Here is a 21,616-nt window from a genome sequence, read left to right as displayed (position 1 = left end):
GCGGCTCACAGATCTCCGGGGCGGGGGCACCTCCGGCGCCCCCGCCCCAACCACGATCAGCCGGGCCCTCCGGGCTCTCAAGAATCTCGACACGCTGACTTGACAGGGATGACCACGGCGGCCCTCACCCGGTCCCGGCTCTCCACCAGGCTCTTGTCCGGCAGGCCGACGAGCGTGAACGCCGCCACCCCCGGCTCCAGATCGGCCTGGACCTCCACCACCACGCCCTCGACACCGACCAGCGCCACCGAGCACGCCCGCGCGAACCCCATCAGGCCACGCCCCGCACATGCTCGGCGACCGGGGCGCCGCGCCTGGGCATGACGACGCCGACCAGATCGATACGAACCCCGCCCGGCGGCGGACCGCCGTGCCGGTGGACCCAGATCTCGGCGAGCCTGCGCAGCCGGTCGGCCTTGGCCGGTGTGACGGCCTCCATGGGATGTTCGAAGGAGCCCGCCCTGCGGGTCTTCACCTCACAGACGACCACCGCGTCGCCGTCCCTGGCGACGATGTCGATCTCTCCGGCGCGGCATCGCCAGTTGCGTTCCAGCACCGTCATACCGGCATCCGCCAGCAGCCGTGCCGCCAGATCCTCGCCGTACCGCCCGAGTGCCCCCCGTGCGTTCATATCGGCACCACCTCCGGCACCGACTGTGACGCGGCCCGGCCGATCTTTTGGATCTTGGTGGACAACCGGACCGTTGTGAATATCCCGGCCACTCGGACGAGTGAACCGGGTCATCGGGGATCGCGTTCGGGGACCGGGGATCAAGCCGGCGGGACACCCGGGATCACGCGCTGGATCAGCCGCCCGGGAGTTCGAGGTCGCTCTTGTTGAGCTCCTCGATATTCACGTCCTTGAATGTCAGGACGCGGACCTGCTTGACGAACCGGGCGGGCCTGTACATGTCCCAGACCCACGCATCCGCCATGGAAACCTCGAAAAAGACCTCACCCTGGACCGAGTGCACCTGCATCTCGTAGTCGTTGGTGAGGTAGAAGCGCCGTTCGGTCTCGATCACATATTTGAACAGACCGACGACATCGCGGTACTCCCGGTAGAGCTTCAGCTCCATCTCGGTCTCGTACTTCTCGAGGTCCTCGGCACTCATGGCATGTTCCCCTTCAGCCGTGCGTCCCCCTATTGTGCGTCAGCCCCACGCACCCCTGGCCGATTACACGATTTCGGGGGTGAGAACCAGCGGAGCACTCGGGGGACCCTCGTCGAGCAGCGTGTGCAGCAGCCCGGCGAGCCTGGTCGGGTACACCGTCTCACGCGTGGCCAGAAGTTCGGCGGAAGTCCACCACCTCAGACCGGCGACACTGCGCAGCTCCAGCTCGGTGAGGCCCCTCTGGTCGGTCGCGGTCTGCGTCGTACGGGCCAGGAAGTACCACTCGTCCTGGTCCCAGCGCCGCCCGTCGAACGGGAAGGAGCAGGTCCTCGTCCACAGCAGGGGGCCGAGGGAGACATCCGTGATCCCGGTCTCCTCGGCGAGCTCCCGCAGGGCCGCCTCCCCGCGGGTCTCCCCGCCCTCCAGGCCGCCGCCCGGGGTGAACCACCAGCTCGAAGCCGGATCCGCCGGCTCGAAACCGTGCAGCAGCAGGATGCGGTCGTCCGGGTCCAGCAGCACCACGCGCGCGACCCGGCGCGTCTCAGTGGGCACCGGCGGACGCCTTCGGCCTCGTGTTCCCCCGTGCGGAGCGCGCCGCCAGCGGGCCGTACGCGGCTCCGCCCAGGATGAGCACCGCCCCCACCACCACCGCACCGATCTGCAGGGGCAGCGGCCCCTCGGACGACACACCGCCGGGCAGGGACGCGAAGGCGTCGGGCCGGCCGATCATGCCGTTCATCGGCCAGGCGATGGCGTCCACCCGTGCCTCGACGGCGCTGCGCGGGACCGAGCCCTGCCCCGGGTCCTCCAGATGGACCCGGGAGTCCATCGAGGTGCTGCGTTCGTCCCCGAGGAGGAACAGCTGTCCCTCGGGCACATCGGCCGTGAACTTCTGGGCGGATGCCGAGCCCCCACCGCCCGCCGAGGCGAGCGCCGAGGCGCCCTCGGCCCGCAGATACGGTTCCTCGATGGGCTTGCCGTTGACGGTGAGGCGGCCCTCCTTGTCGCAGCAGGCGACCTTGTCGCCGCCGACGCCGACGACCCGCTTCACCATGGGCACGTCGCCCCACGTCGAGTCGGTGAAGACGACGACGTCACCGCGCCGTACGTCATCGCCGTCCACCCGCTCCGCCAGGACCCGGTCGCCGGCGTTCACCGTCGGCGTCATCGAGTCGGTCGGCACGGTGTACGGCTTGTACACCACCGCTCCCCAGGCGAAACCGCCGAGGAAGAGCACACAGCCGACGGCCACGGCCAGGTTCGACAGCATGGTGCCGAACCGGCCGCGGCCGTCGTGACGTCCTGATCCACTCATCCCAGCGCTCCCCCATCGGAGATCGACAATCGCTGATCCGAGTCGGCACCCTACCCGGCGGTATGCCCGCGGGTCAGCCTGCGGCGACGCCAGAACACGAGGGGCAGCGCTCCGGCTACACCCAGTGCACCGGGCACGGCCGCGGCGGCGGCCGCGTTCAGCCCGGGCTGGTCGAACGTCTTGGGCACCGGCAGGGTCGCCCAGCGGTTGATCGGCCAGGCCACGACCACGGCCCGTCCGACCACCTCGTCCGTGGAGACCGTGCCCTGACCGGGCAGCTCCTGGTGGTAACGGGAGTCCAGCGAATTCTGCCGGTGGTCGCCCATCACCCAGATCCGGCCCTCGGGCACATGAATCGGCCCGAACGGCTCGTCGTCGCAGGCGCTGTTGCCCTCGAAGATGAACGACTTGTCGTCCAGCGCCTTGCCGTTGACCGTCACCGGCCCGTTCTTCTTGCACTCCACGGTGTCGCCACCGACGGCGATCACCCTCTTGATCAGGTCCTTCTCCTCGGCGGACGGCATCAGTCCGATGAAGCTCAGGAACTTCTGCACCGCGTTGGGCTCGGGCGTCGCGGTGTCCTCCAGCCAGCCGCCCGGGTCGTGGAAGACCACGACCTCTCCGCGCTCCGGCTCCGAGCCGAACCACGGCGTCAGCTTGTCGACCAGCACCCGGTCGCCCCGCTGCAGGGTGTTCTGCATGGAGTCCGAGGGGATGGAGAACGCCTGCACCAGGAACGTCTTGATCAGCAGCGCGAGAATGAGCGCGATGCCGATGAGGAGCGGCAGCTCCTTCCAGAACGAGCGCGGCTTCTTCGCCGCCGTACTGCCACCGCCCGGGGACTCGCCGTCACTCTCCGCATCCACCGGGATCCCGTCGCTCGAAGGCCGGTCCTCGGGTTCGTCGTGTCCGGATCGTGCGCCGACCGCCAAATCCCCCACATCCACTCCTCACTCCGTGCCACCGCCCGCGCCCGATTCGGCGCAGGCCCACCACTCCCATAACGAGCGGGAGTTCCGCAGGGGTCGGGAGCAGGACCATTCCGTTGCGATCCTGGGAGGACACACTATTCGACGGGACCCTCCCGGCCGTCGCTCCGGCGCTCCCCTCGGGGACGGAGGCGTACGTTCCCGGCTCCTCCAGCCGGCGCCAGTGCCCGAACGGCCAGGCGATCACCACGGCCCGGCCCACGACCTCGTCCTCCGACACCGTGCCCTGTCCCGGCTTGTCGAGGTGGAACCGCGAGTCCGCGGAATTCGAACGGTGGTCACCCATCACGAAGATCCGGCCCTCGGGAACCTTTACCTCGAATTTGAGCGTGGACGGCACATCACCGGGGTTCAGATACGGCTCGTCGAGCGCCACCCCGTTGACCGTGATCCTGCCGTCGGTACCGCAGCACTTCACGGTGTCGCCCCCGACGGCCACCACACGCTTGATCAGATCCTGCTCGTCCTCGGAGGGCAGCAGTCCGATGAAGGTCAGCAGTTCCTTGATCTGTTTGACGCCGGCGGGCGGGTCCTCGGGAGGGGTGGTCTCCTGCTGCAGCCAGCCCCCCGGGTCCTTGAAGACGACGACGTCACCGCGCCGGGGTTCGGACCCGAACCAGGGGGTCAGCTTGTCGACCAGCACCCGGTCACCGATCCGGATGGTCTGCTCCATCGATCCGGAGGGGATCACGAAGGCCTGGACGAGGAAGGTCTTGAGTACGAGTGCGATCAGCAGCGCCACCAGGACGAGGAGGGGTATCTCCTTGATCGCGGACCGGCGCCGGCGGCGTTTGACCTTACGGGCCAGCTTGCGGCGCTCCGCCCGTGTGGGCAGCGAGCGGCTCGTGGTCGGCCTCGACCCGGTGGGCAGCGACGGATCCGTGTCCGGTGCTCCGCGCCTTCGCCCCCGGTTACCCATGGTCGGCGTCCACCGGCCGTATCCCGGTGAAGGCGTCGGTGCCCTCCAGGGAGCCGAGCCTGCCGAGCGGCCAGCCGAGCCAGTCGACCCGCCCGATCACCCGCTCGACGGGCACCATGCCGCCTCCGGGCTGCCCCAGGTGGTCCCGGGAGTCCCGTGAGTTGCTGCGGTGGTCCCCCATCATCCACAGCCTGCCGTCGGGCACCACGATGTCGAAGGCGACGTCGGACGGACGGTCACCGGGGTGCAGATACTCCTCGGCGACCGGCGCACCGTTCACCTCGAGCCTCCCCCGCTCGTCGCAGCAGACCACCCGGTCGCCCCCCACGCCCACCACCCGCTTCACGAAGTCGGACCCGGCGGGTTCGGCCAGCCCCAGGGCCGCGGCCGCCCCGCGCAGCAGCGCGCCGACCGCGTTCCCGTCGGACGCCGTCTCCTGCACGAAGGATCCGGTGCCGTCGAAGACCACCACGTCGCCGCGCCGGGGCTCCGAGCCGAAACGGTACGCCAGTTTGTTGACCAGGACCCGGTCCCCGACACGCAGCGTGGGCTGCATCGAGCCACTGGGGATGAGGAAGGGCTGCAGCACGAACGTGCTGAAGAGCAGCAGGGCGGCCGTGCAGAGCATGCCCAGGAAGACGGTCCGCCGCCAGGAGAGCGACGCACCCGTCGGTTTCCGGACATGCGTGAAGCGCGACCCCTCCTCCGTCCCGTCTGCCGGGCCGGAGGAGCGATCGCGCTCCATGTGCTGTGCTTCCGTGTCCATCGGAGCCGGATTCTATCCGGCCGCGCTGTGAACGCCGGAGGTGAATCAGCGGTCGCGCTTCTCCTTGATCTTCGCGGCCTTGCCGCGGAGCTCACGGAGGAAGTACAGCTTGGCGCGACGGACGTCACCGCGGGTGACGAGCTCGATCTTCTCGAAGATCGGGCTGTGCACCGGGAAGGTGCGCTCGACGCCGACGCTGAAGGAGACCTTGCGGACCGTGAAGGTCTCGCTGATGCCCGAGCCCTGGCGACGGATGACGATGCCCTTGAACTGCTGGATACGGGAGCGGTTGCCCTCGATCACGCGCACGTGGACGTTGACCGTGTCACCGGGGCGGAACGCCGGGAGGTCGGTACGGAGCGAGGCGGCGTTGACGCCATCGAGCAGGGAAGTCATGTGATCTGCTTTCTTCGCCGATGCCACAGGTCATCGACGGGAGAGTGTGAGGTTCGGATGCTGATGACATCGGGCGGGCGTCTTTCCCCCTGTGGCAGGGGCGCACGCCGGACGTACAGCCAGGCTATTCTTCCACGGCCTCGGGCCTGCGCCAAAATCGTCCGTCGGGAGCCGGGGACCAGCCGAGGATCGAGAGCATCTCGCGGTCCTTCTTGTCGAAGCCCGACGCCTCGCAGCGCTCGATGAGGTCCGGCCGGTGCAGAGCGGTACGGCGGAAGGCCTCGTCCCGTCGCCAGCGCGCGATCCTGCCGTGGTGGCCGCTGAGCAGCACCTCGGGAATGCCCCGCCCCCGCCACTCGGGCGGCTTCGTGTAGACCGGGCCCTCCAGCAGGTCCGCCATGGCGCCGGGTGCGAAGGAGTCGTCGCGGTGCGACTCGGCGTTGCCGAGCACCCCGGGCAGCAGCCGGGCCACGGCCTCGGTGATCACCAGGACGGCGGCCTCCCCGCCGGCGAGGACGTAGTCCCCGATGGACACCTCGACGACCGGCAGCCGGGTCGCGTACTCGTCCGTCACCCTGCGGTCGATGCCCTCGTAGCGGGCGGGCGTGAAGATCAGCCACGGCCGTTCCGAGAGCTCGACGGCCAGCTCCTGGGTGAAGGGCCTGCCGCTGGGCGTGGGCACCACGAGCACCGGGGAGTGCGCCCCGGCCTCGTAACCGTCGGCCAGCGCGTCGTCCAGGGCCTCGCCCCAGGGTTCGGTCTTCATGACCATGCCGGGGCCGCCGCCGTACGGGGTGTCGTCGACCGTGTTGTGCCGGTCGTACGTCCAGTCCCGCAGGTCGTGGACGTGCACGTCCAGCCGGCCCCGGGCGCGCGCCTTCCCGACGAGCGAGACGTTCAGCGGTTCCAGGTACTCGGGGAAGATCGTGACGACGTCGAGCCGCATCACGCGTCGCCCTTCTTCGCGTCACCCGCGGCGTCACCCTCGGAGCCGTCCGCGCCGGGGCCGCCCTCGCCGCCGTCCTCGCCGGAGGCGGAGCCGTCCTCCTCCTCGTCGCGCGTGGAGGCGATCACGGCCTCGCTCTCGTCGATGAGACCCGGCGGCGGGGTGATGACGGCCCGCTGCTCCTCCAGGTCGATCTCGCTGACGATCTCCTCGACGAAGGGGATCATCACCTCGCTGCCGTCCGGCCGTTCCACGATGAACAGGTCCTGCGACGGCAGGTGGCTGATCTCGGTGATCCGCCCGATCTCGGTACCGTCGGCCAGCACCACATCGAGGTCGATCAGCTGGTGGTCGTAGAACTCGTCCTCTTCCTCGGGGAGTTCGGCCGGATCCACCTCGGCGATCAGCAGGATGTTGCGCAGCGCCTCGGCCGCCGTACGGTCCTGGACACCCTCGAAGCGCAGCAGGAGCCTGCCGCTGTGCACCCGGCCCGACTCGATGGTGAGGGGCCCCCTGGCGGCCGGGTCCGTGGCCAGGACGGCCCCGGGACCGAGCCGGAGTTCGGGCTCGTCGGTGCGCACCTCGACGGTGACCTCGCCCTTGATGCCGTGGGCGCGGCCGATCCGCGCCACTACCAACTGCACGCTGTCTCTCCCGGTGATGGTGTACGTACGGACGACAAAGGCCGGGGACGGCTCGAAAGCCCTCCCCGGCCCCGGCCGGTGTTCAACTCTTTCAGCGAACCTGGTCCACATCGACGAGGTCGACACGGATCCCACGTCCGCCGATGGCACCCACGACGGTACGCAGGGCGCGTGCGGTGCGGCCGTTACGACCGATCACCTTGCCGAGGTCGTCGGGGTGAACCCGGACCTCCAGCACGCGTCCACGGCGCAGGTCACGCGAGGCGACCTGCACATCGTCGGGGTTGTCGACGATGCCCTTCACGAGGTGCTCAAGAGCCTCCTCGAGCATGCTCAGGCCTCGGTCGACTCGGTGGACGCGGCAGCGTCAGCCGCCTCGTCCGCCTTCTTGTCCGACTTCTTGGCCTTCTGGGTGATGGCCTCACCCTTGGCCTCGTCGCCGTCCGTGGCCAGGGCCTCGAACAGGGCGCGCTTGTCAGCCTTGGGCTCCGGCTGCAGCAGCGGCGCGGGGGCCGGGAGGCCCTTGTGGGCCTGCCAGTCACCGGTGAGCTTCAGGATCGCGAGGACCGGCTCGGTCGGCTGGGCGCCGACGGACAGCCAGTACTGCGCGCGCTCCGAGTTGACCTCGATGCGGGAGGGGTTCTGCACCGGGTGGTACAGGCCGATCTCCTCGATGGCCCGGCCGTCACGGCGGGTACGGGAGTCGGCGACGACGATGCGGTAGTGAGGCGAACGGATCTTGCCCAGACGCTTCAGCTTGATCTTGACTGCCACGGAAGTGGTGTCTCCTGGTCTCTGACGTGGTTGGGCACAAAAGATGCCACGTGGGGTTGCGGTACTCGGGTGCCCGATGGACGCGTCAGCCGGAGGAGAGAGGGGTCCTGTGCGACTGTCGAGTACAGCTGACCATTGTGCCACACCACATCGGGTCACCCCACCGCGACCGCCGCTTCCGGGATGCGGAAGGGCTTGCCGCAGCCACCGCAGACGATCGGCGCCTGCGCAAGGACCGAGGGAACGACGCGGACGTTGCGCCCGCAGTCGCAGACGGCCTTGACCCGCACCCCTCCTCCGGACGAGCCGTGCCGGGCGGCCGGACCGCGGAACGAGCGCTTGGTGTCCGCCGCGGTGGCCACGGTGTGCGCCTTGAGCGCCCGCTGCAGCCGCTCCGTGGTCGGGCGGTATCTGCGCTTGGCCTCGGGATTCAGTGTCACCAGCGAGAATCCGCTGCTGGGGTGGGGCTCCTCGGCATGGTCGAGGCCCAGCTCCTCGGCGATCGCGAGGAAGCGTCGGTTGTGGTAGCGGCCGGCCCGGGAGGTGTCCCGGACACCTCTCGCGGCGGCGATGCCGTGGACTGCCTCATGGAGCAGCCGTTCGAAGGAGAGCTCGGCGCCACAGGCGGACGAGGACTCTCCGATCAGGGACTCTGGCGCGGCAAGATCGGGCAGCTCGGGGTGGTACCGCTGAATGTCGGCCCACGCCTGTGCCAGCTCTGCGGCAAGTACAGGTGGTGTCGTGCTCACGTCGTGACAACGAGCCTGAGTGCTCCGGTGTTCCTATTCCGGGCCATCCCAAATAATTTGCACGTACCAGTCAGTTGCCCTTGATGCGTCCGGACGAGGGCGGGTGCGCAGATCAGCGGAGGAAGTCTCACAGCTCGCACCAAGCCGGTACGTAGCAACGCGTACGCACCCGCGTGGACGGGCGCCCCGCGGGTGACAGTACCCGGCGCGGAAGGGCGGCCGCACACCGGTCGCACGGCGGGTCGCGGACCGCGCGCGGAGCGCTCGACGTGCTGCGTCCCGCGTGTCGGGTAAGACTGTGAGGAAGCGAGCGGCAGGCGCGCTGTTCCCGGCGCCCGCACCGGACACGCGGCGCCGGGGGCGCACGACCGGAGCACGCAAGCAATGCCATCCCACCCCGTCCGACCTCTGGACGGGACCGCCGATGCGGAGTTCTCTGACATACGGGGGCTGTGGGCGCACACACACAGCACATAGACATGGGGGACCTCACTCGGGCACGACCGACCTCACGGCGGATTGGGGCGCATTCCATGACACCTACGCTCGTCCGGCACCACAGGTACGCGGATTCGTCCGCCCCGGTGGACGCCGGTACCCGCGCCCGTGACTGGGCCGAGATCCAGGAGCGCATGCTGGCACCGCTCTACGAGGCGGTGTACGAGCGCCTCGAAGTCGGAGGCGGTACGCGGATGCTCTCCCTCGGCTGCGGTTCCGGGCTCGCGCTGCTGATCGCGGCCTCGCGCGGGGCGCGCGTCACCGGCGTCGACACCGACCACGAACGGCTCGCCCTGGCCCGTGAGCGCCTCGCGTCCGGTCAGGGCCAGGACGGCCCCGGCCGTACGGATCCGCGGGCGAGGCTCCTCGACCGCGTTCCGGCGGCCGTCCCGGACGGTGAGGCCCCGTACAACCTGCTGACCGCCTTCCAGCCGATCGGCTGTGCGGCCGGCGACTCGGAGGGGCTCGCGCCCGCGCTGGCTTCCGCCGTGCCGCTGGCGGTGCGGGGGGCCACGGTGGTGCTGGCCGGCTGGGGTCCGCCCGAGCGGTGTGCGACGGCCCCGGTGCTGCGGGTGGCGGCCCGGCTCACGGAGTCGGCGCGTGCCCCGCGCTCCGGGAGCGGCTGGCGGCCGGCGCTGCGGGACGACCTGGAGGAGGTGGCCGCGCGGGCCGGGCTGAAGCCCGACGGCTCGGGCCGGGTGTCCTGCCCGTTCGGGTACGCGGACGTGGACAGCGCGGTGCGCGGTCTGCTGTCGACCGGGCTGTTCGACGCGGCGATACGGGCGACGGACCGTACGCAGGTGGAGAAGGAGGTCGCGGAGGCTCTGCATCCGCATCTGCGGCCCGACGGCACGGTGTGGATGCCGAACGTCTTCCGCTACCTGGTGTGCGTGTCCTGACGTCCCTCGTACGACGGCGAAGGGGCGCCCCGCCGGGCGGGGCGCCCCTTCGTCACCGGTCCCCGGGACCGGTCAGCCCATGAACTTCTTGAACTCGTCCGGCAGTTCGAAGTTCTTGTCCTCATGGGCCGGCAGGTTGAACGCGCCGCCCTGGGCCGCCTGCTCGCGGCGGGCCGCCGCTGCCTGCTCCTCGGCCTTGCGCTTCATCGGGTTGCCGCTCTTGCGCTTGCCCTTGGCCTGCTTGACCTGCTTCTTCTGACGGCCGGGACCGCCACCCATGCCGGGCATGCCCGGCATCCCGGGCATGCCGCCGCCCTGGGCCATCTTCGACATCATCTTGCGGGCCTCGAAGAACCGCTCGACGAGGCCCTTGACCGCGGAGACCTCGGAACCGGATCCCTTGGCGATACGGGCCCGCCGCGAGCCGTTGATGATGGTCGGCTCGGCGCGCTCCTTCGGGGTCATCGACTTGATGATCGCGGCCATGCGGTCGACGTCGCGCTCGTCGATGTTGTTGATCTGTTCCTTGATCTGCCCCATGCCGGGCAGCATCCCGAGCAGCTTGGAGATGGAGCCCATCTTCCTGACCTGCTCCATCTGCGCCAGGAAGTCGTCGAGCGTGAAGTCCTTGCCCTTGCTCGACGCCAGCTTGGAGGCCATTTTGGCGGCCTCTTCCTGGCTGAAGGTCTTCTCCGCCTGCTCGATCAGGGTGAGCAGGTCACCCATGTCGAGGATGCGGGAGGCCATGCGGTCGGGGTGGAAGGCGTCGAAGTCCTCGAGCTTCTCACCGTTCGACGCGAACATGATCTGCTTGCCCGTGACGTGGGCGATCGACAGGGCGGCACCACCGCGGGCGTCACCGTCGAGCTTGGAGAGCACCACCCCGTCGAAGCCGACGCCGTCGCGGAAGGCCTCGGCGGTGTTGACCGCGTCCTGGCCGATCATGGCGTCGACGACGAAGAGGATCTCGTCGGGGCTGACGGCGTCGCGGATGTCCGCGGCCTGCCGCATCAGCTCCTCGTCGATGCCGAGGCGGCCGGCGGTGTCGACGATCACGATGTCGTGGACCTTGGCCTTGGCGAACTCGATGGAGTCCTGGGCGACCTTGACCGGGTCGCCGACGCCGTTGCCCGGCTCCGGCGCGTAGACCGCGACACCCGCGCGGTCGGCGACGACGCTCAGCTGGTTGACGGCGTTGGGGCGCTGGAGGTCACAGGCGACGAGCAGCGGGGAGTGGCCCTGGCTCTTGAGCCAGAGGCCGAGCTTTCCGGCGAGGGTGGTCTTACCGGCACCCTGCAGACCCGCCAGCATGATCACGGTGGGCGGGTTCTTGGCGAACCGGAGCCGGCGGGTCTCGCCGCCGAGGATGCCGACGAGCTCCTCGTTCACGATCTTGACGACCTGCTGGGCCGGGTTCAGCGCCTGGGAGACCTCGGCGCCGCGCGCCCGCTCCTTGATGTTGGCGATGAACGCGCGGACCACGGGCAGGGCCACGTCGGCTTCGAGGAGGGCGATACGGATCTCGCGAGCCGTGGCGTCGATGTCCGCCTCGGACAAGCGGCCCTTGCCCCTGAGGTTCTTGAAAGTCGCGCTAAGGCGGTCGGAGAGAGTATCGAACACGGCGCTCGTCGGTCCTCAGGGTCGGGGGCGTGGCAGGTCAGTCGTTCTCCAGGGTATCCGGACCCCGGAGAACGCAAAGCCCTCGCCCGTTTCTCGTGACGAAAGGCCCGGCGGGCGGCCCGGCACGGGCCCGCACGCGCGGCCCGGACCCGGAGGGTCAGCCCAGCTCCTTCTCGACCTGCAGGGCCACCTCCGCGGCCCGCTCGGGAGCCAGCGGCGCACCGTCGGGGTCCGTCACGTAGAAGGCGTCCACCGCGTTCGCCCCGAGGGTGGAGACATGGGCGCTGCGGACCCGCACCCCGCTCCGCTCCAGCGCCCGGCCGATCCGGTGCAGCAGCCCGGGGGCGTCCTGCGCGCGGACCTCGATCACGGTGGCCAGGCGGGAGCCCGCCGCCGCGACGCTCACCCTGGGGGGCGGGGCCTTCACCCCGCGCCGCCGTGGATAGGCCGCCTCACGTTCGGCGAGCCTGGCCCGGATGTCCAGGGAGCCGTCCAGGGCGCGTACGAGATCGGCGCGCAGCCGGGCGGCCTGCGGGAGCGAGCCGTACTCGGCGGCGACCCGCCAGCTGAGCACCAGCAGATCGGCGGACCCGCCCAGTTCGGTGGGGAGCTCGACGGCGCGCAGGTCGGCGGCGCGCACGGTGAGGCGGTGCAGGGCGAGCACCCCGGCCGCGGCCGGCAGGACGCCCGGGCGGTCGGGCAGCGCGATGAGGAGTTCGACGCCGACGGGTTGGGGCGCCCCCTCCTCGGCGGCCGGTTCGGGCCGGGTGTGCAGGGACAGTACGGGTTCGCCGGTGCGCAGTGCCTCGACGGCGAGGCGTTCCTGCTCGGCGCTGGGCGCGAGTGGCTCCGGCGCCGGGGGTTCCTCACCGGCCAGCAGTCCGGCGACCCGCTTGACCAGGTCGGCGACGAGGGAGGCCCGCCAGGAGCTCCAGGCGGCGGGCCCGGTGGCCAGCGCGTCGGCCTCGGTGAGGGCGTGCAGGAGTTCCAGGGTGGAGGCGCTGCCCACGGCCGTGGCGACGGAGCGGACGGTGGCGGGGTCGTCGAGGTCGCGCCGGGTGGCGGTCTCGACGAGCAGCAGATGGTGGCGTACGAGCGTGGCGACCACGCCCACGTCCTGCTTGTCGAAGCCGATGCGGGCGGCCATGTCGCGGGCGATGACCTCGCCCGCGACGGAGTGGTCGCCGGGCCAGCCCTTGCCGATGTCGTGGAGCAGGGCGGCGATCAGGAGGAGGTCCGGGCGGCCGACCCGGCGGGTGAGGTGGGAGGCGCGCACGGCCGTCTCGACGAGGTGCCGGTCGACGGTCCAGGTGTGGACGGGGTTGCGCTGCGGGCGGCAGTGGACCCGCTCCCAGTCCGGGAGCAGGCGGGTGACGATGCCTTCCGATTCCAGCGCCTCCCACACACCGACGGTGGACTCGCCGGCGCCGAGCAGGGTGACGAGCTCCTCGCGGGCCTGGGCGGGCCACGGTACGGGCAGTGGCTGGGCCGCGGTGCCCAGGTGGCGTACGAGGTGCCGGGAGAGCGGCAGGCCCGCCTCGGCCGCCGCGGCGGCGGCCCTGAGGGTGAGCACGGGGTCGCGCTCCGGGCGGGCGGTGCGCGCGAGGACCACCTCGCCGTCGGCCTCGACGACGCCCTCGGCGAGCGGGGTGCGTTCCGGGGCGGCCTTGGCGCCGCCGAGGATCGTCCGCAGCCGGGGCCGTACGGAGCGGGCGCGCAGGACGCGGTTGACCTCGCGCCAGGTGACGTCGGTGGCGTACGAGACGGTGCGTGCGGCCTCGTACACCTGGCGCAGCAGGGCGTCGGCGTCGAGGAGGCCGAGGGCCCCGGCGACCTGGTCCTGCTCCTGGAGGGCGAGCCGGTCGGTGGCCCGGCCGGTGGTCAGGTGGAGCGCGTCGCGTGCGTCGAGGAGCGTACGGCGGGCCTCCGCGAGGCCTTCGCGGGGTGCGTCCGCGACCCAGGACGCGGCGACGGCGCGCAGGGCGGTGGCGTCGCGGATGCCGCCGCGGGCCTCCTTCAGATCGGGTTCCAGGAGGAACTGGAGCTCGCCCATGCGCTCGGCCCGCTCGCGGCAGAGCTCGTCGAGTGCGGGGAGCCGCTTGGGCGCCTGGTTGCGCCAGTCGGCGAGGATCGCGGTCCGCAGGCCGGCGACGAGTCCGAGGTCCCCGGCGACGGGGCGCGCGTCGAGCAGTCCGAGCTGGACCTTGAGGTCCTCCCCCGCGGTTCTGCGTGCCTCGCCGGGTGTGCGTACGGAGTGGTCGAGGGCGAGGCCGAGGTCCCAGACGGGGTACCAGATCCGGTCGGCGAGGGTGGCGACCGCCCCGGCGTCGGCGCTGCCGTCGTGCAGCAGCAGGAGGTCGAGGTCGCTGCGCGGGGAGAGCTCGCCGCGGCCGTATCCGCCGACGGCGACGAGGGCGGCGCCCCGGACCCCCGCCTGTTCGGCGGCCGCGGTGAACAGCCCGTTGAGCCAGTCGTCGGTGAGCCGGGCCAGGGCGGCACGGCGCGGCGGCCCGGACCACGTCTCCTCCTGGAGGAGACGCAGCCGGGCCGCCGCGTAACCGCTGGGTCCCGAGTCCTCTGCTTCGGTGGTCACTTCGGTGCTCGTCACCCAGCTGCCTTTCCGTTCACAGGGCCCGTAGGTCAGAGTGCGTCCGGACCGCGTTCACCGGTCCGTACGCGGATCGCGGTCTCGACCGGGACGCTCCAGACCTTGCCGTCACCGATCTTGCCCGTACGGGCGGCCTTGACGACCACGTCGATGAGCTGTTCGGCGTCCTCGTCCTCGACGAGGACCTCGATGCGGATCTTCGGGACGAGGTCGACGGTGTACTCGGCACCACGGTAGACCTCGGTGTGCCCGCGCTGACGCCCGTAACCGCTGGCCTCCGTGACCGTGAGGCCCTGGACGCCGAAGGCCTGGAGGGCCTCCTTGATCTCGTCCAGCCGGTGCGGCTTCACGACCGCGGTGATGAGCTTCATGCGTCCACCTTCTTGTTCGTCGGAGCCGCAGCGGTGCCTGCGGCCGGGGCCGAGGTGCGGGGCGCGGAGCCGCCGCCGGCGCCGCTGAAGTCGTACGCCGTCTCGGCGTGTTCGACCTGGTCGATGCCGGAGATCTCGTCGTCCTCCGACACCCGCATCCCGATCGTCCTGTCCAGGATGAGGGCGAGGACCGCGGAGACCACCAGGGAGTACGCGAGGACCGCGAAGACACCGACGGCCTGCTTGCCGAGCTGGTCGAGCCCGCCCCCGTAGAAGAGGCCCTTGGCGTCGGACTGCACACCGCCGGTGGCGAAGAAGCCGACCAGGAGCGAGCCGATGACACCGCCGACGAGGTGGACGCCGACGACGTCCAGGGAGTCGTCGTAGCCGAACTTGTACTTGAGGCCGACGGCCATGGCGCACAGCACACCGGCGATCACACCGACGGCGATGGCGCCGAGCGGGCTGACCGCACCGCCCGCGGGGGTGATGGCGACGAGGCCCGCGACGGCGCCGGACGCGGCACCCAGGGTGGTGAAGGAGCCGTGGCGGATCTTCTCGTAGGCGAGCCAGCCGAGGACCGCCGCACCGGTGGCGACCTGCGTGTTGACGAACATGACGGCACCGACACCGTCGTCGTTGCCGAGCCACGAGCCGGCGTTGAAGCCGAACCAGCCGAACCACAGGAGGGCCGCGCCGAGCATGACGAGCGGCAGGCTGTGCGGCCGCATCGGGTCCTTCTTGAAGCCGACCCGCTTGCCGATGACGAGGATCACGCCGAGCGCCGCGGCACCCGCGTTGATGTGGACGGCCGTACCACCGGCGAAGTCGATGACACCCAGCTCGTAGAGCCAGCCGCCGGCGCCCCAGACCCAGTGCGCGACCGGGAAGTAGACGACGGTGACCCAGAGCGTGATGAACAGGGCCCAGGAGGTGAACTTGACGCGGTCGGCGAGGGCACCGCTGATGAGGGCCGGGGTGAGCACGGCGAACATCAGCTGGAAGACCGCGAAGACGTAGGTCGGGATCGTGTAGCCGTCCCAGAGTTCGGTGACGCCGATCCCGCTGAGGCCGACGAAGTCCGAGCTCCAGCCGATGACGGAGCCGATGTCGGACCCGAAGGCGAGGCTGAATCCGTAGAGCACCCACAGGATCGTGACGATCCCGAGGCTGATGAAGCTCATCATCAGCATGTTCAGGGTGCTCTTGACGCGGACCATGCCTCCGTAGAAGAAGGCCAGGCCCGGGGTCATGAGCATCACCAGCGCGGAGCAGATGAGCATGAACCCTGTGTTGGCGGCAGACAGCTCGGGGGCGTCTGCGGCAAGCGTCGTGATGCCTGGGGGCATCGGCGTCTCCTCGTCGTCGGTGCGGCCACGTGCGGGGGTGCGGGACCACGGTGAAAAGGTGCGGGCCGGTTATGCGCCATGAGATTCGCGCAGCGCGGTTTCCACGAATGCCGCACGGTGTTTCACCGCAGTGACGAAGAAGCGCCGGTTGTTACGTACCGATGAACGAGGGGTGGCGGGCCCCATGTGCTGCCTACCATGCTGCCTGCGCCGCATACGGCGCGCCCGGAGCGCCCCGGAACGTGAACCGGCCACGACGGCGACCCGCTGACCTGGCAATGGGGGAGCCGAGTCGGGTGGTACGGGGGGCCGTCGTGGCCGGTGGCAGGGGTGCCGGTGTCAGACCGCTTCGGCGGTCTCCGGGAGCTGCTCGGTGAGCAGGTCGGTGAGCCTGGCGACCTCGGGAATGTCCCCGAAGTCCCTGGCAGCGGTGTCGACGGTCTTGCGGAGCCGGGTGTTCACGCGCTCCGACCTGACACTCTTGGCGATCTTCAGGGCCTCGGTGGCCGGCACGGTCAACTGCTCCGGCTCGCGCTTGAGCAGATGCACGGTGGCCATGCCGATCAGATTGAGCGCGTAGGACCTCTGGTGCTCCTTGTCCTCGCCGAAGAGCCGGACGGCGCGGGCCATGACGGGCTCGGCGAGCGAGGCGTACGTGGGGCTGCGGCCGGCGACATAGGCCAGGTCACGGTAGGAGTGCGAGTTCTCGCCGTGCAGCTCCGCCTCGGAGAAGAAGCGGATCCAGTCGGGCTCGGGCTCGTCGTCGAGGGCGGCGTCGGCGAAGGTGTCCTCGGCCATCCGGACCGCCCTCTTGCACTTGCTCGGCTGGCCCATGTTGGCGTAGGCGCGGGCCTCCATCGCATACAGCATGGACTGGGTCCGCGCGGTGGCGCAGTCCCGGCTTCCGTACTGCGCGAGATGGATGAGTTCGAGTGCGTCGTCGGGCCGGCCGAGGTGGATCATCTGGCGGCTCATGCTGGAGAGGATGTACGAGCCGAGGGGCTTGTCGCCGGCCTCCTTGGAGGCGTGCAGGGCGAGCACGAAGTACTTCTGGGCGGTGGGCTGGAGCCCCACGTCGTAGCTCATCCAGCCCGCGAGCTCGGCCAGCTCGGCCGCGCAGCGGAACAGGCGCCTCGCGGTGGCCTGCGGCTGTGGCTCCTGGAGCAGGTCGGTGACCTCGTGGAGCTGGCCGACGACGGCCTTGCGGCGCAGTCCGCCGCCGCACTGGGCGTCCCACTGGCGGAACATCGCGGTGGTCGACTCCAGCAGGTCGAGCTCGGGTCCGGAGAGCCGCGAGGGGCGGCTCTCCGCGGTCGGCAGCTCCGGCTCCGGCTGCCCCGCGCGGGTGACGGGCACCAGCCAGCGCTGCATGGGTTCGACGAGGGTGGGGCCGGCGGCCAGGGCGAGGGAGCTGCCGAGGAAGCCGCGCCGGGCGAGCATGAGGTCGCTGCGGGAGAACTCGCTGAGCAGGGCGACGGTCTGCGGTCCCGCCCACGGCAGGTCGACCCCCGCCACCGAGGGCGCCTGGTGCGCGACGCGCAGTCCGAGGTCCTCGACGGAGACGACGGTGCCGAAGCGCTCGGAGAGGAGCTCGGACAGGATGCGCGGGATCGGCTCGCGGGGCTGTTCGCCGTCGAGCCAGCGGCGTACGCGGGAGGTGTCGGTGCTGATGTGGTGGGCACCCAGCTGACGGGCCCGCCGGTTCACCTGGCGGGCGAGCTCGCCCTTCGACCAGCCGCTCCGGACGAACCACGATCCCAACTGCGCGTTGGGGCGCTTCCCGGCATTCGTCTCGCCTGCGCCGCTGCCACTCACTGGAACGCCCCCATCCCGCCGAAACCTGTCCGCGCGAACCTCTATCAGAATGCCGTGCCCCGGCGCGGCCCGTACGGGCGTTGCGCACTGTCGAACAGATCGGCGATGTGTCCGAGGCATACTCAACTGCACATGCAATTGCAGCTTCGAGTACCCACGGTAATCCTACGATCACCGTCGCTGCGAGGGTCGTTGCAGAAACGCCACCATTCGCCACCCCTTCGAGTTAACCCGTTCGGCGCAGTCCGCGATTCACTTGACAGGTCGCGATCAGCAGCAAGCGGAGTGAAGCACTCAGGGGCGCGCGGTCCACTTCGCACACTCCTGCGACACCACCCCGCGCGCCGGCGGATCCGCGGCGGCGGAGGACGTCCCGTACTCCGGTCGTAACCACCGGTGAGTCGCACCCGTTGGAGGGGGCATGGGCTTCACGATCGGCGGCATCCGGGAGATGCGGTCCGGCACGCGGCGGCGCGGCCGTGCGGCCGGGGCGACGGCGGTGGCCGAATACACAGGACTCTGGGGCTGGGCGGTGGCACCGGGCGCGCGCGCCTCCGCCGGTGCCTGCTCGTGCGGTGACACGGCGTGCTCCGCCCCCGGCGCGCACCCGCTGGACTTCGCCCGCGAGGTGCCGCCGGGCGCGACCCTCGGCATGGCCGCGGACGCCTGGGCGGAGGTGCCCGGCGCCTCGATGCTGCTCCCGGTGGGCCGCTCCTTCGACGTGCTCGACGTCCCCGAGGCGGCGGGGAGGCGCGCACTGGTGCGCATGGAGCGGATGGGGCTGCCGCTGGGGCCGGTGTCGGTGACGCCGGCCGGGCGTACGCAGTTCTTCGTCGCCCCCGGGGCCGCGGCGGGGCTGCCCGGGCTGCTCTACCGGATGGGCTGGGACGACGCGGACCTGGACCTGCGGGCGCTGGGCCGCGGCGCGTACGTCACGGCTCCCCCGTCGGACTTGGGGGGCCTCGGCCCGGTCCGCTGGCTGCGCCCGCCGGTGCCGGACACGGCCGCCGCTCCCCCGCAGGCCAGGCTGCTGCTGGGCACCCTCGCCTACATATGTCACCGGTGGTGAACGCCGAAGGGCGGTGAACCCTCCGGGGTCCACCGCCCTTCGCGCACTCGGGGTACGTGCGGTCAGTCGCCGATCAGCGCGTCGACGAAGGCACCGGGCTCGAACGGCGCCAGGTCGTCCGGCCCCTCACCGAGGCCGATGAGCTTCACGGGGACACCCAGCTCGCGCTGGACGGCGATCACGATGCCGCCCTTGGCGGTGCCGTCCAGCTTGGTGAGGACGATGCCGGTGATGTCAACCACCTCGGCGAAGACCCGCGCCTGGACGAGGCCGTTCTGCCCGGTCGTGGCGTCGAGGACGAGCAGGACCTCGTCGAGCGGGCCGTGCTTCTCGACGACCCGCTTGACCTTGCCGAGCTCGTCCATCAGACCGGTCTTGGTGTGCAGCCGGCCGGCGGTGTCGATGAGCACCACGTCGGCGCCCTCGGCGATGCCCTCCTTGACCGCGTCGAACGCGATCGACGCGGGGTCGCCGCCCTCGGGACCGCGCACCGTACGGGCGCCCACGCGCTCGCCCCAGGTCTGGAGCTGGTCGGCGGCGGCGGCACGGAAGGTGTCGGCGGCGCCGAGCACGACGCTGCGGCCGTCGGCGACGAGCACCCGGGCGAGCTTGCCCGTCGTGGTCGTCTTGCCGGTGCCGTTGACCCCGACGACCATCACGACGCCGGGGGTCGCCTCGCCGCCCTCCGTCTTCACGGCGCGGTCGAAGTCGGGGCCGAGCAGGGTGATGAGCTCCTCGCGCAGCAGGGTGCGCAGCTCGTCGGGCGTACGGGTGCCGAGGACACGGACGCGCTCACGGAGCCGCTCCACGAGCTCCTGGGTGGGGGCGACGCCGACGTCGGCGGTGAGGAGGGTGTCCTCGATCTCCTCCCAGGTGTCCTCGTCGAGGTTGTCGCGGGACAGGAGCGTGAGCAGCCCCTTGCCCAGGGAGTTCTGCGAACGGGCGAGCCGGGCGCGCAGCCGCACCAGGCGGCCCGCGGTGGGCTCGGGGACTTCGAGCTCGGGGGTCTCCGGCTCGATGACGACGGGGGTGTCCTCGACGGGAGTCCCGGCGCCGGGGAGACCGACCTCCTCGATGGTGCGCCGCGCTTCGTCGCGCGGCGTCTCGGCCTCCTCGCCGACGCCGGGCTCGGCGGGAGGAGTGAGGGTCGGCGTGCTCGACGGCGCCGAGGGCGGCAGCTGCTTCTTCTTGCGGCTGCTGACCACGAGCCCGCTGATCAGGCCGACCGCGACCAGGGCGATGACTACAGCAAGGATGACGATTTCCATAACGCGTCCAGTATCGGCCACAGCCGTGGTCCGGCGCGGCCGCGGAGAGCTGCGGACGCGCACCGCATGGTCGGTATGCCACGTTTGGGGGTAAAGGTACGCTGCTGCCCGTGGAGAACCGCGGCCTGGAACCCGTCCCCGACGACGAGCGGACCGGCCGGGCCCGCACCCTCTTCCCCACCTGGGTGACGGCCAACATGACGGTGCTGCTGCTGACCGTGGGAGCCGGGCTCACCGTCTTCGACGGGCTGAACTTCTGGCAGGTGCTGGTCGTGGCGGTCACGGCGCCCGTGGTCTCGTTCGGTCTGGTGGGCCTCGTGTCGATCGCGGGCAGGCAGGGCGGGGCGCCGGGCATGGCGCTGTCGAGGGCGGTTTTCGGTCAGCGCGGCAATCTCTTCCCCGGGGCCCTGCTGTGGGTGGTCCGCTGGGGCTGGGAGACGGTGAACGCGGTCACCGGCTCGTACGCCCTGCTGGCGGTCCTCGATCTGGCGTTCGGCATCCGGCGTACGCACACGCTGGCCCTGGTGACGCTGACGGGCTTCGTCGCGGCGAGCTTCCTCGTGTCCGGGCTGGGGATCAGGGCACTGCGCCTGTGCTCCCGGACGTCCGTCCAGCTCTTCGGGGCCGCGAGCCTCCTCGTCCTGGTCCATCTGATCGGCTCCACCCCGTGGCGGACCGTCCTGGACCGGCCTCCCGGCCCGTCGGCGCTGATGGTCGCGGGGATCGGGACCCTGGCGGCCGGCGGGATCAGCTGGGTCCCCTCCGCCCCGGACTTCGCCCGCTATCTGCCGCGCTCCGCGTCCGGCCGCGCGATGGTCGGCGCGGCCGTGGGCGGGGCGCTGGTCACCGTGCTGCCGATGGTGATGATGGGCGCGGTGATGGCGGTGAGCTCGCCGCACCTGGCGGTGACCAAGGACCCCGTGGCGTTCATCGGCGAGCTGCTGCCGAAGTGGATCTCCGTGCCCTATCTCCTGACGGCGGTGATCGGCATGGCGCTGATCAACGCGATGTCGATGTACTCCGCGGGCTTCACCGCGCAGACCCTCGGGTTCGCGGTCCCCCGCGCCTGGGCCGTGGGCGTCAACGCGGCGATCAGTCTGCTGCTCGGCGGAACGCTGATGCTGGTGGCGACGAGCTTCATCGACACCTTCCTGTCGTTCCTGACCCTGCTGGGCGTGACGTTCTCCGCCTGGCTCGGGGTGTTCGGCGTGGACCTGCTGAGAGGACGTACGTACGACCCCGAGGCCCTCATGGACACCGGTCCGGGCAGCGGCTACTGGTACGCCGGGGGCTTCAGCCGGCAGGCCATGGCCGCCTGGGCCGCCGCCCTGGTGACGGGGCTGCTGTTCACCCGGGTCGAGTGGTTCTCCGGCCCGCTCACCGCCTCCTGGGTCGGCCGTCACGGGCTGGGCTGGGCAGCCACCATCCTGGTCGCGGCCGGGGTGTACGCCGTGCTGCCGCGCCCCGCGGACGGGACGGGCGGGCGGCCCGTGCCGTTCTGACGGC

Annotated in this window: 22 protein-coding genes and 1 pseudogene; 3 read left to right on the top strand and 20 right to left on the bottom strand. The window is 71.0% G+C overall.

Annotated elements, in window-relative coordinates:
* Nucleotides 1–110 precede the first annotated feature (110 nt).
* The 14 genes and pseudogenes from ACZ607_RS17195 to ACZ607_RS17130 form a co-directional block, all read right to left on the bottom strand.
* Nucleotides 111–272, bottom strand: a pseudogene (locus ACZ607_RS17195) (magnesium chelatase domain-containing protein); the annotation flags it as partial.
* A complete protein-coding gene (locus tag ACZ607_RS17190) occupies nucleotides 272–631 on the bottom strand; it encodes a YraN family protein (RefSeq protein ID WP_469735480.1) in 360 nt (119 codons plus the stop codon). The pseudogene ACZ607_RS17195 and the gene ACZ607_RS17190, both read right to left, overlap by 1 nt.
* Nucleotides 632–806: 175 nt before the next feature.
* Nucleotides 807–1,115 (bottom strand): DUF2469 domain-containing protein, encoded by a 309-nt coding sequence (locus tag ACZ607_RS17185; RefSeq protein ID WP_003965949.1) that lies wholly within the window; start codon nucleotides 1,113–1,115, stop codon nucleotides 807–809.
* A 63-nt stretch (nucleotides 1,116–1,178) separates the two neighbouring features.
* Nucleotides 1,179–1,667: an NUDIX hydrolase gene (locus ACZ607_RS17180; protein WP_469735479.1), complete on the bottom strand. Its 489-nt coding sequence runs from the start codon at nucleotides 1,665–1,667 to the stop codon at nucleotides 1,179–1,181.
* The gene (gene lepB / locus ACZ607_RS17175; RefSeq protein WP_469735478.1) at nucleotides 1,657–2,430 is read right to left on the bottom strand and encodes a signal peptidase I; all 774 of its coding nucleotides are present in this window, start codon (nucleotides 2,428–2,430) and stop codon (nucleotides 1,657–1,659) included. The genes ACZ607_RS17180 and lepB (ACZ607_RS17175) overlap by 11 nt, the downstream gene beginning before the upstream one ends.
* Before the next feature lie 50 nt (nucleotides 2,431–2,480).
* A complete protein-coding gene (gene lepB, locus ACZ607_RS17170; RefSeq protein ID WP_469735597.1) occupies nucleotides 2,481–3,362 on the bottom strand; it encodes a signal peptidase I in 882 nt (293 codons plus the stop codon).
* Entirely contained in the window at nucleotides 3,280–4,338 is a 1,059-nt protein-coding gene (lepB, locus tag ACZ607_RS17165) for a signal peptidase I (protein ID WP_469735477.1), read from the bottom strand. Before lepB (ACZ607_RS17165) ends, lepB (ACZ607_RS17170) begins: the two co-directional genes overlap by 83 nt.
* The gene (gene lepB / locus ACZ607_RS17160) at nucleotides 4,331–5,104 is read right to left on the bottom strand and encodes a signal peptidase I (protein ID WP_469735476.1); all 774 of its coding nucleotides are present in this window, start codon (nucleotides 5,102–5,104) and stop codon (nucleotides 4,331–4,333) included. The genes lepB (ACZ607_RS17165) and lepB (ACZ607_RS17160) overlap by 8 nt, the downstream gene beginning before the upstream one ends.
* A gap of 45 nt (nucleotides 5,105–5,149) precedes the next feature.
* Nucleotides 5,150–5,500 carry a 50S ribosomal protein L19 gene (gene rplS / locus ACZ607_RS17155; protein ID WP_033304056.1) on the bottom strand — a complete coding sequence of 117 codons (351 nt, stop codon included), beginning with the start codon at nucleotides 5,498–5,500 and terminating at the stop codon, nucleotides 5,150–5,152.
* A gap of 124 nt (nucleotides 5,501–5,624) precedes the next feature.
* The gene (gene trmD / locus ACZ607_RS17150) at nucleotides 5,625–6,446 is read right to left on the bottom strand and encodes a tRNA (guanosine(37)-N1)-methyltransferase TrmD (protein WP_469735596.1); all 822 of its coding nucleotides are present in this window, start codon (nucleotides 6,444–6,446) and stop codon (nucleotides 5,625–5,627) included.
* Entirely contained in the window at nucleotides 6,446–7,090 is a 645-nt protein-coding gene (gene rimM, locus ACZ607_RS17145) for a ribosome maturation factor RimM (RefSeq protein ID WP_469735475.1), read from the bottom strand. The genes trmD and rimM overlap by 1 nt, the downstream gene beginning before the upstream one ends.
* A 91-nt stretch (nucleotides 7,091–7,181) precedes the next feature.
* A complete protein-coding gene (locus ACZ607_RS17140; RefSeq protein ID WP_014153811.1) occupies nucleotides 7,182–7,421 on the bottom strand; it encodes an RNA-binding protein in 240 nt (79 codons plus the stop codon).
* A gap of 2 nt (nucleotides 7,422–7,423) precedes the next feature.
* Nucleotides 7,424–7,864, bottom strand: a complete 441-nt coding sequence (gene rpsP, locus ACZ607_RS17135; protein WP_099177594.1) for a 30S ribosomal protein S16 — start codon at nucleotides 7,862–7,864, stop codon at nucleotides 7,424–7,426.
* Nucleotides 7,865–8,019: 155 nt separating this feature from the next.
* Nucleotides 8,020–8,613 (bottom strand): hypothetical protein, encoded by a 594-nt coding sequence (locus ACZ607_RS17130; protein ID WP_003965961.1) that lies wholly within the window; start codon nucleotides 8,611–8,613, stop codon nucleotides 8,020–8,022.
* Between the two features lie 533 nt (nucleotides 8,614–9,146).
* Between ACZ607_RS17130 and ACZ607_RS17125 the strand changes: the two genes are divergently transcribed.
* Nucleotides 9,147–10,010, top strand: coding sequence for an SAM-dependent methyltransferase (locus ACZ607_RS17125; protein ID WP_469735474.1), 864 nt, complete (start codon nucleotides 9,147–9,149; stop codon nucleotides 10,008–10,010).
* A gap of 72 nt (nucleotides 10,011–10,082) precedes the next feature.
* Here ACZ607_RS17125 and ffh read toward each other — a convergent pair whose 3' ends face one another.
* From ffh to nsdA, 5 genes are all read right to left on the bottom strand, one after another.
* Nucleotides 10,083–11,630, bottom strand: a complete 1,548-nt coding sequence (gene ffh, locus ACZ607_RS17120) for a signal recognition particle protein (protein ID WP_469735473.1) — start codon at nucleotides 11,628–11,630, stop codon at nucleotides 10,083–10,085.
* Between the two features lie 157 nt (nucleotides 11,631–11,787).
* A complete protein-coding gene (locus ACZ607_RS17115) occupies nucleotides 11,788–14,238 on the bottom strand; it encodes a [protein-PII] uridylyltransferase (RefSeq protein WP_469735472.1) in 2,451 nt (816 codons plus the stop codon).
* A 32-nt stretch (nucleotides 14,239–14,270) separates the two neighbouring features.
* Entirely contained in the window at nucleotides 14,271–14,609 is a 339-nt protein-coding gene (locus tag ACZ607_RS17110; RefSeq protein ID WP_014048583.1) for a P-II family nitrogen regulator, read from the bottom strand.
* Complete coding sequence (locus ACZ607_RS17105) at nucleotides 14,606–15,958, bottom strand: ammonium transporter (protein ID WP_469735471.1); 1,353 nt, start codon at nucleotides 15,956–15,958, stop codon at nucleotides 14,606–14,608. The genes ACZ607_RS17110 and ACZ607_RS17105 overlap by 4 nt, the downstream gene beginning before the upstream one ends.
* Nucleotides 15,959–16,297: 339 nt before the next feature.
* On the bottom strand, nucleotides 16,298–17,773 hold the full coding sequence (gene nsdA / locus ACZ607_RS17100; protein WP_469735470.1) for a transcriptional repressor NsdA: 1,476 nt from the start codon (nucleotides 17,771–17,773) through the stop codon (nucleotides 16,298–16,300).
* Between the two features lie 421 nt (nucleotides 17,774–18,194).
* Between nsdA and ACZ607_RS17095 the strand changes: the two genes are divergently transcribed.
* Complete coding sequence (locus tag ACZ607_RS17095; protein ID WP_469735469.1) at nucleotides 18,195–18,842, top strand: bifunctional DNA primase/polymerase; 648 nt, start codon at nucleotides 18,195–18,197, stop codon at nucleotides 18,840–18,842.
* 62 nt (nucleotides 18,843–18,904) lie between these two features.
* Here ACZ607_RS17095 and ftsY read toward each other — a convergent pair whose 3' ends face one another.
* On the bottom strand, nucleotides 18,905–20,110 hold the full coding sequence (gene ftsY, locus ACZ607_RS17090) for a signal recognition particle-docking protein FtsY (RefSeq protein ID WP_469735468.1): 1,206 nt from the start codon (nucleotides 20,108–20,110) through the stop codon (nucleotides 18,905–18,907).
* 110 nt (nucleotides 20,111–20,220) lie between these two features.
* Here ftsY and ACZ607_RS17085 point away from each other — a divergent pair, with 110 nt between their 5' ends.
* Entirely contained in the window at nucleotides 20,221–21,612 is a 1,392-nt protein-coding gene (locus tag ACZ607_RS17085) for a purine-cytosine permease family protein (RefSeq protein WP_469735467.1), read from the top strand.
* The last annotated feature ends 4 nt before the right edge of the window (nucleotides 21,613–21,616 follow it).

The organism is Streptomyces sp. NPDC104381 (genome assembly GCF_055583745.1).
The sequence above is the reverse complement of the archived record's forward strand: the minus strand, read 5'-3'. Positions and strand labels throughout refer to the sequence as shown.

Excerpts from the sequence above, each read along its gene's own strand:
- rplS (WP_033304056.1), bottom strand. The coding sequence starts at position 5,500 with ATGACTTCCCTGCTCGATGGCGTCAACGCCGCCTCGCTCCGTACCGAC.
- ACZ607_RS17110 (WP_014048583.1), bottom strand. The coding sequence starts at position 14,609 with ATGAAGCTCATCACCGCGGTCGTGAAGCCGCACCGGCTGGACGAGATC.
- lepB (WP_469735476.1), bottom strand. The coding sequence starts at position 5,104 with ATGGACACGGAAGCACAGCACATGGAGCGCGATCGCTCCTCCGGCCCG.
- lepB (WP_469735477.1), bottom strand. The coding sequence starts at position 4,338 with ATGGGTAACCGGGGGCGAAGGCGCGGAGCACCGGACACGGATCCGTCG.
- trmD (WP_469735596.1), bottom strand. The coding sequence starts at position 6,446 with ATGCGGCTCGACGTCGTCACGATCTTCCCCGAGTACCTGGAACCGCTG.
- ftsY (WP_469735468.1), bottom strand. The coding sequence starts at position 20,110 with ATGGAAATCGTCATCCTTGCTGTAGTCATCGCCCTGGTCGCGGTCGGC.
- ACZ607_RS17125 (WP_469735474.1), top strand. The coding sequence starts at position 9,147 with ATGACACCTACGCTCGTCCGGCACCACAGGTACGCGGATTCGTCCGCC.
- ACZ607_RS17190 (WP_469735480.1), bottom strand. The coding sequence starts at position 631 with ATGAACGCACGGGGGGCACTCGGGCGGTACGGCGAGGATCTGGCGGCA.
- lepB (WP_469735478.1), bottom strand. The coding sequence starts at position 2,430 with ATGAGTGGATCAGGACGTCACGACGGCCGCGGCCGGTTCGGCACCATG.
- ACZ607_RS17185 (WP_003965949.1), bottom strand. The coding sequence starts at position 1,115 with ATGAGTGCCGAGGACCTCGAGAAGTACGAGACCGAGATGGAGCTGAAG.
- ACZ607_RS17105 (WP_469735471.1), bottom strand. The coding sequence starts at position 15,958 with ATGCCCCCAGGCATCACGACGCTTGCCGCAGACGCCCCCGAGCTGTCT.
- ACZ607_RS17140 (WP_014153811.1), bottom strand. The coding sequence starts at position 7,421 with ATGCTCGAGGAGGCTCTTGAGCACCTCGTGAAGGGCATCGTCGACAAC.
- ACZ607_RS17095 (WP_469735469.1), top strand. The coding sequence starts at position 18,195 with ATGGGCTTCACGATCGGCGGCATCCGGGAGATGCGGTCCGGCACGCGG.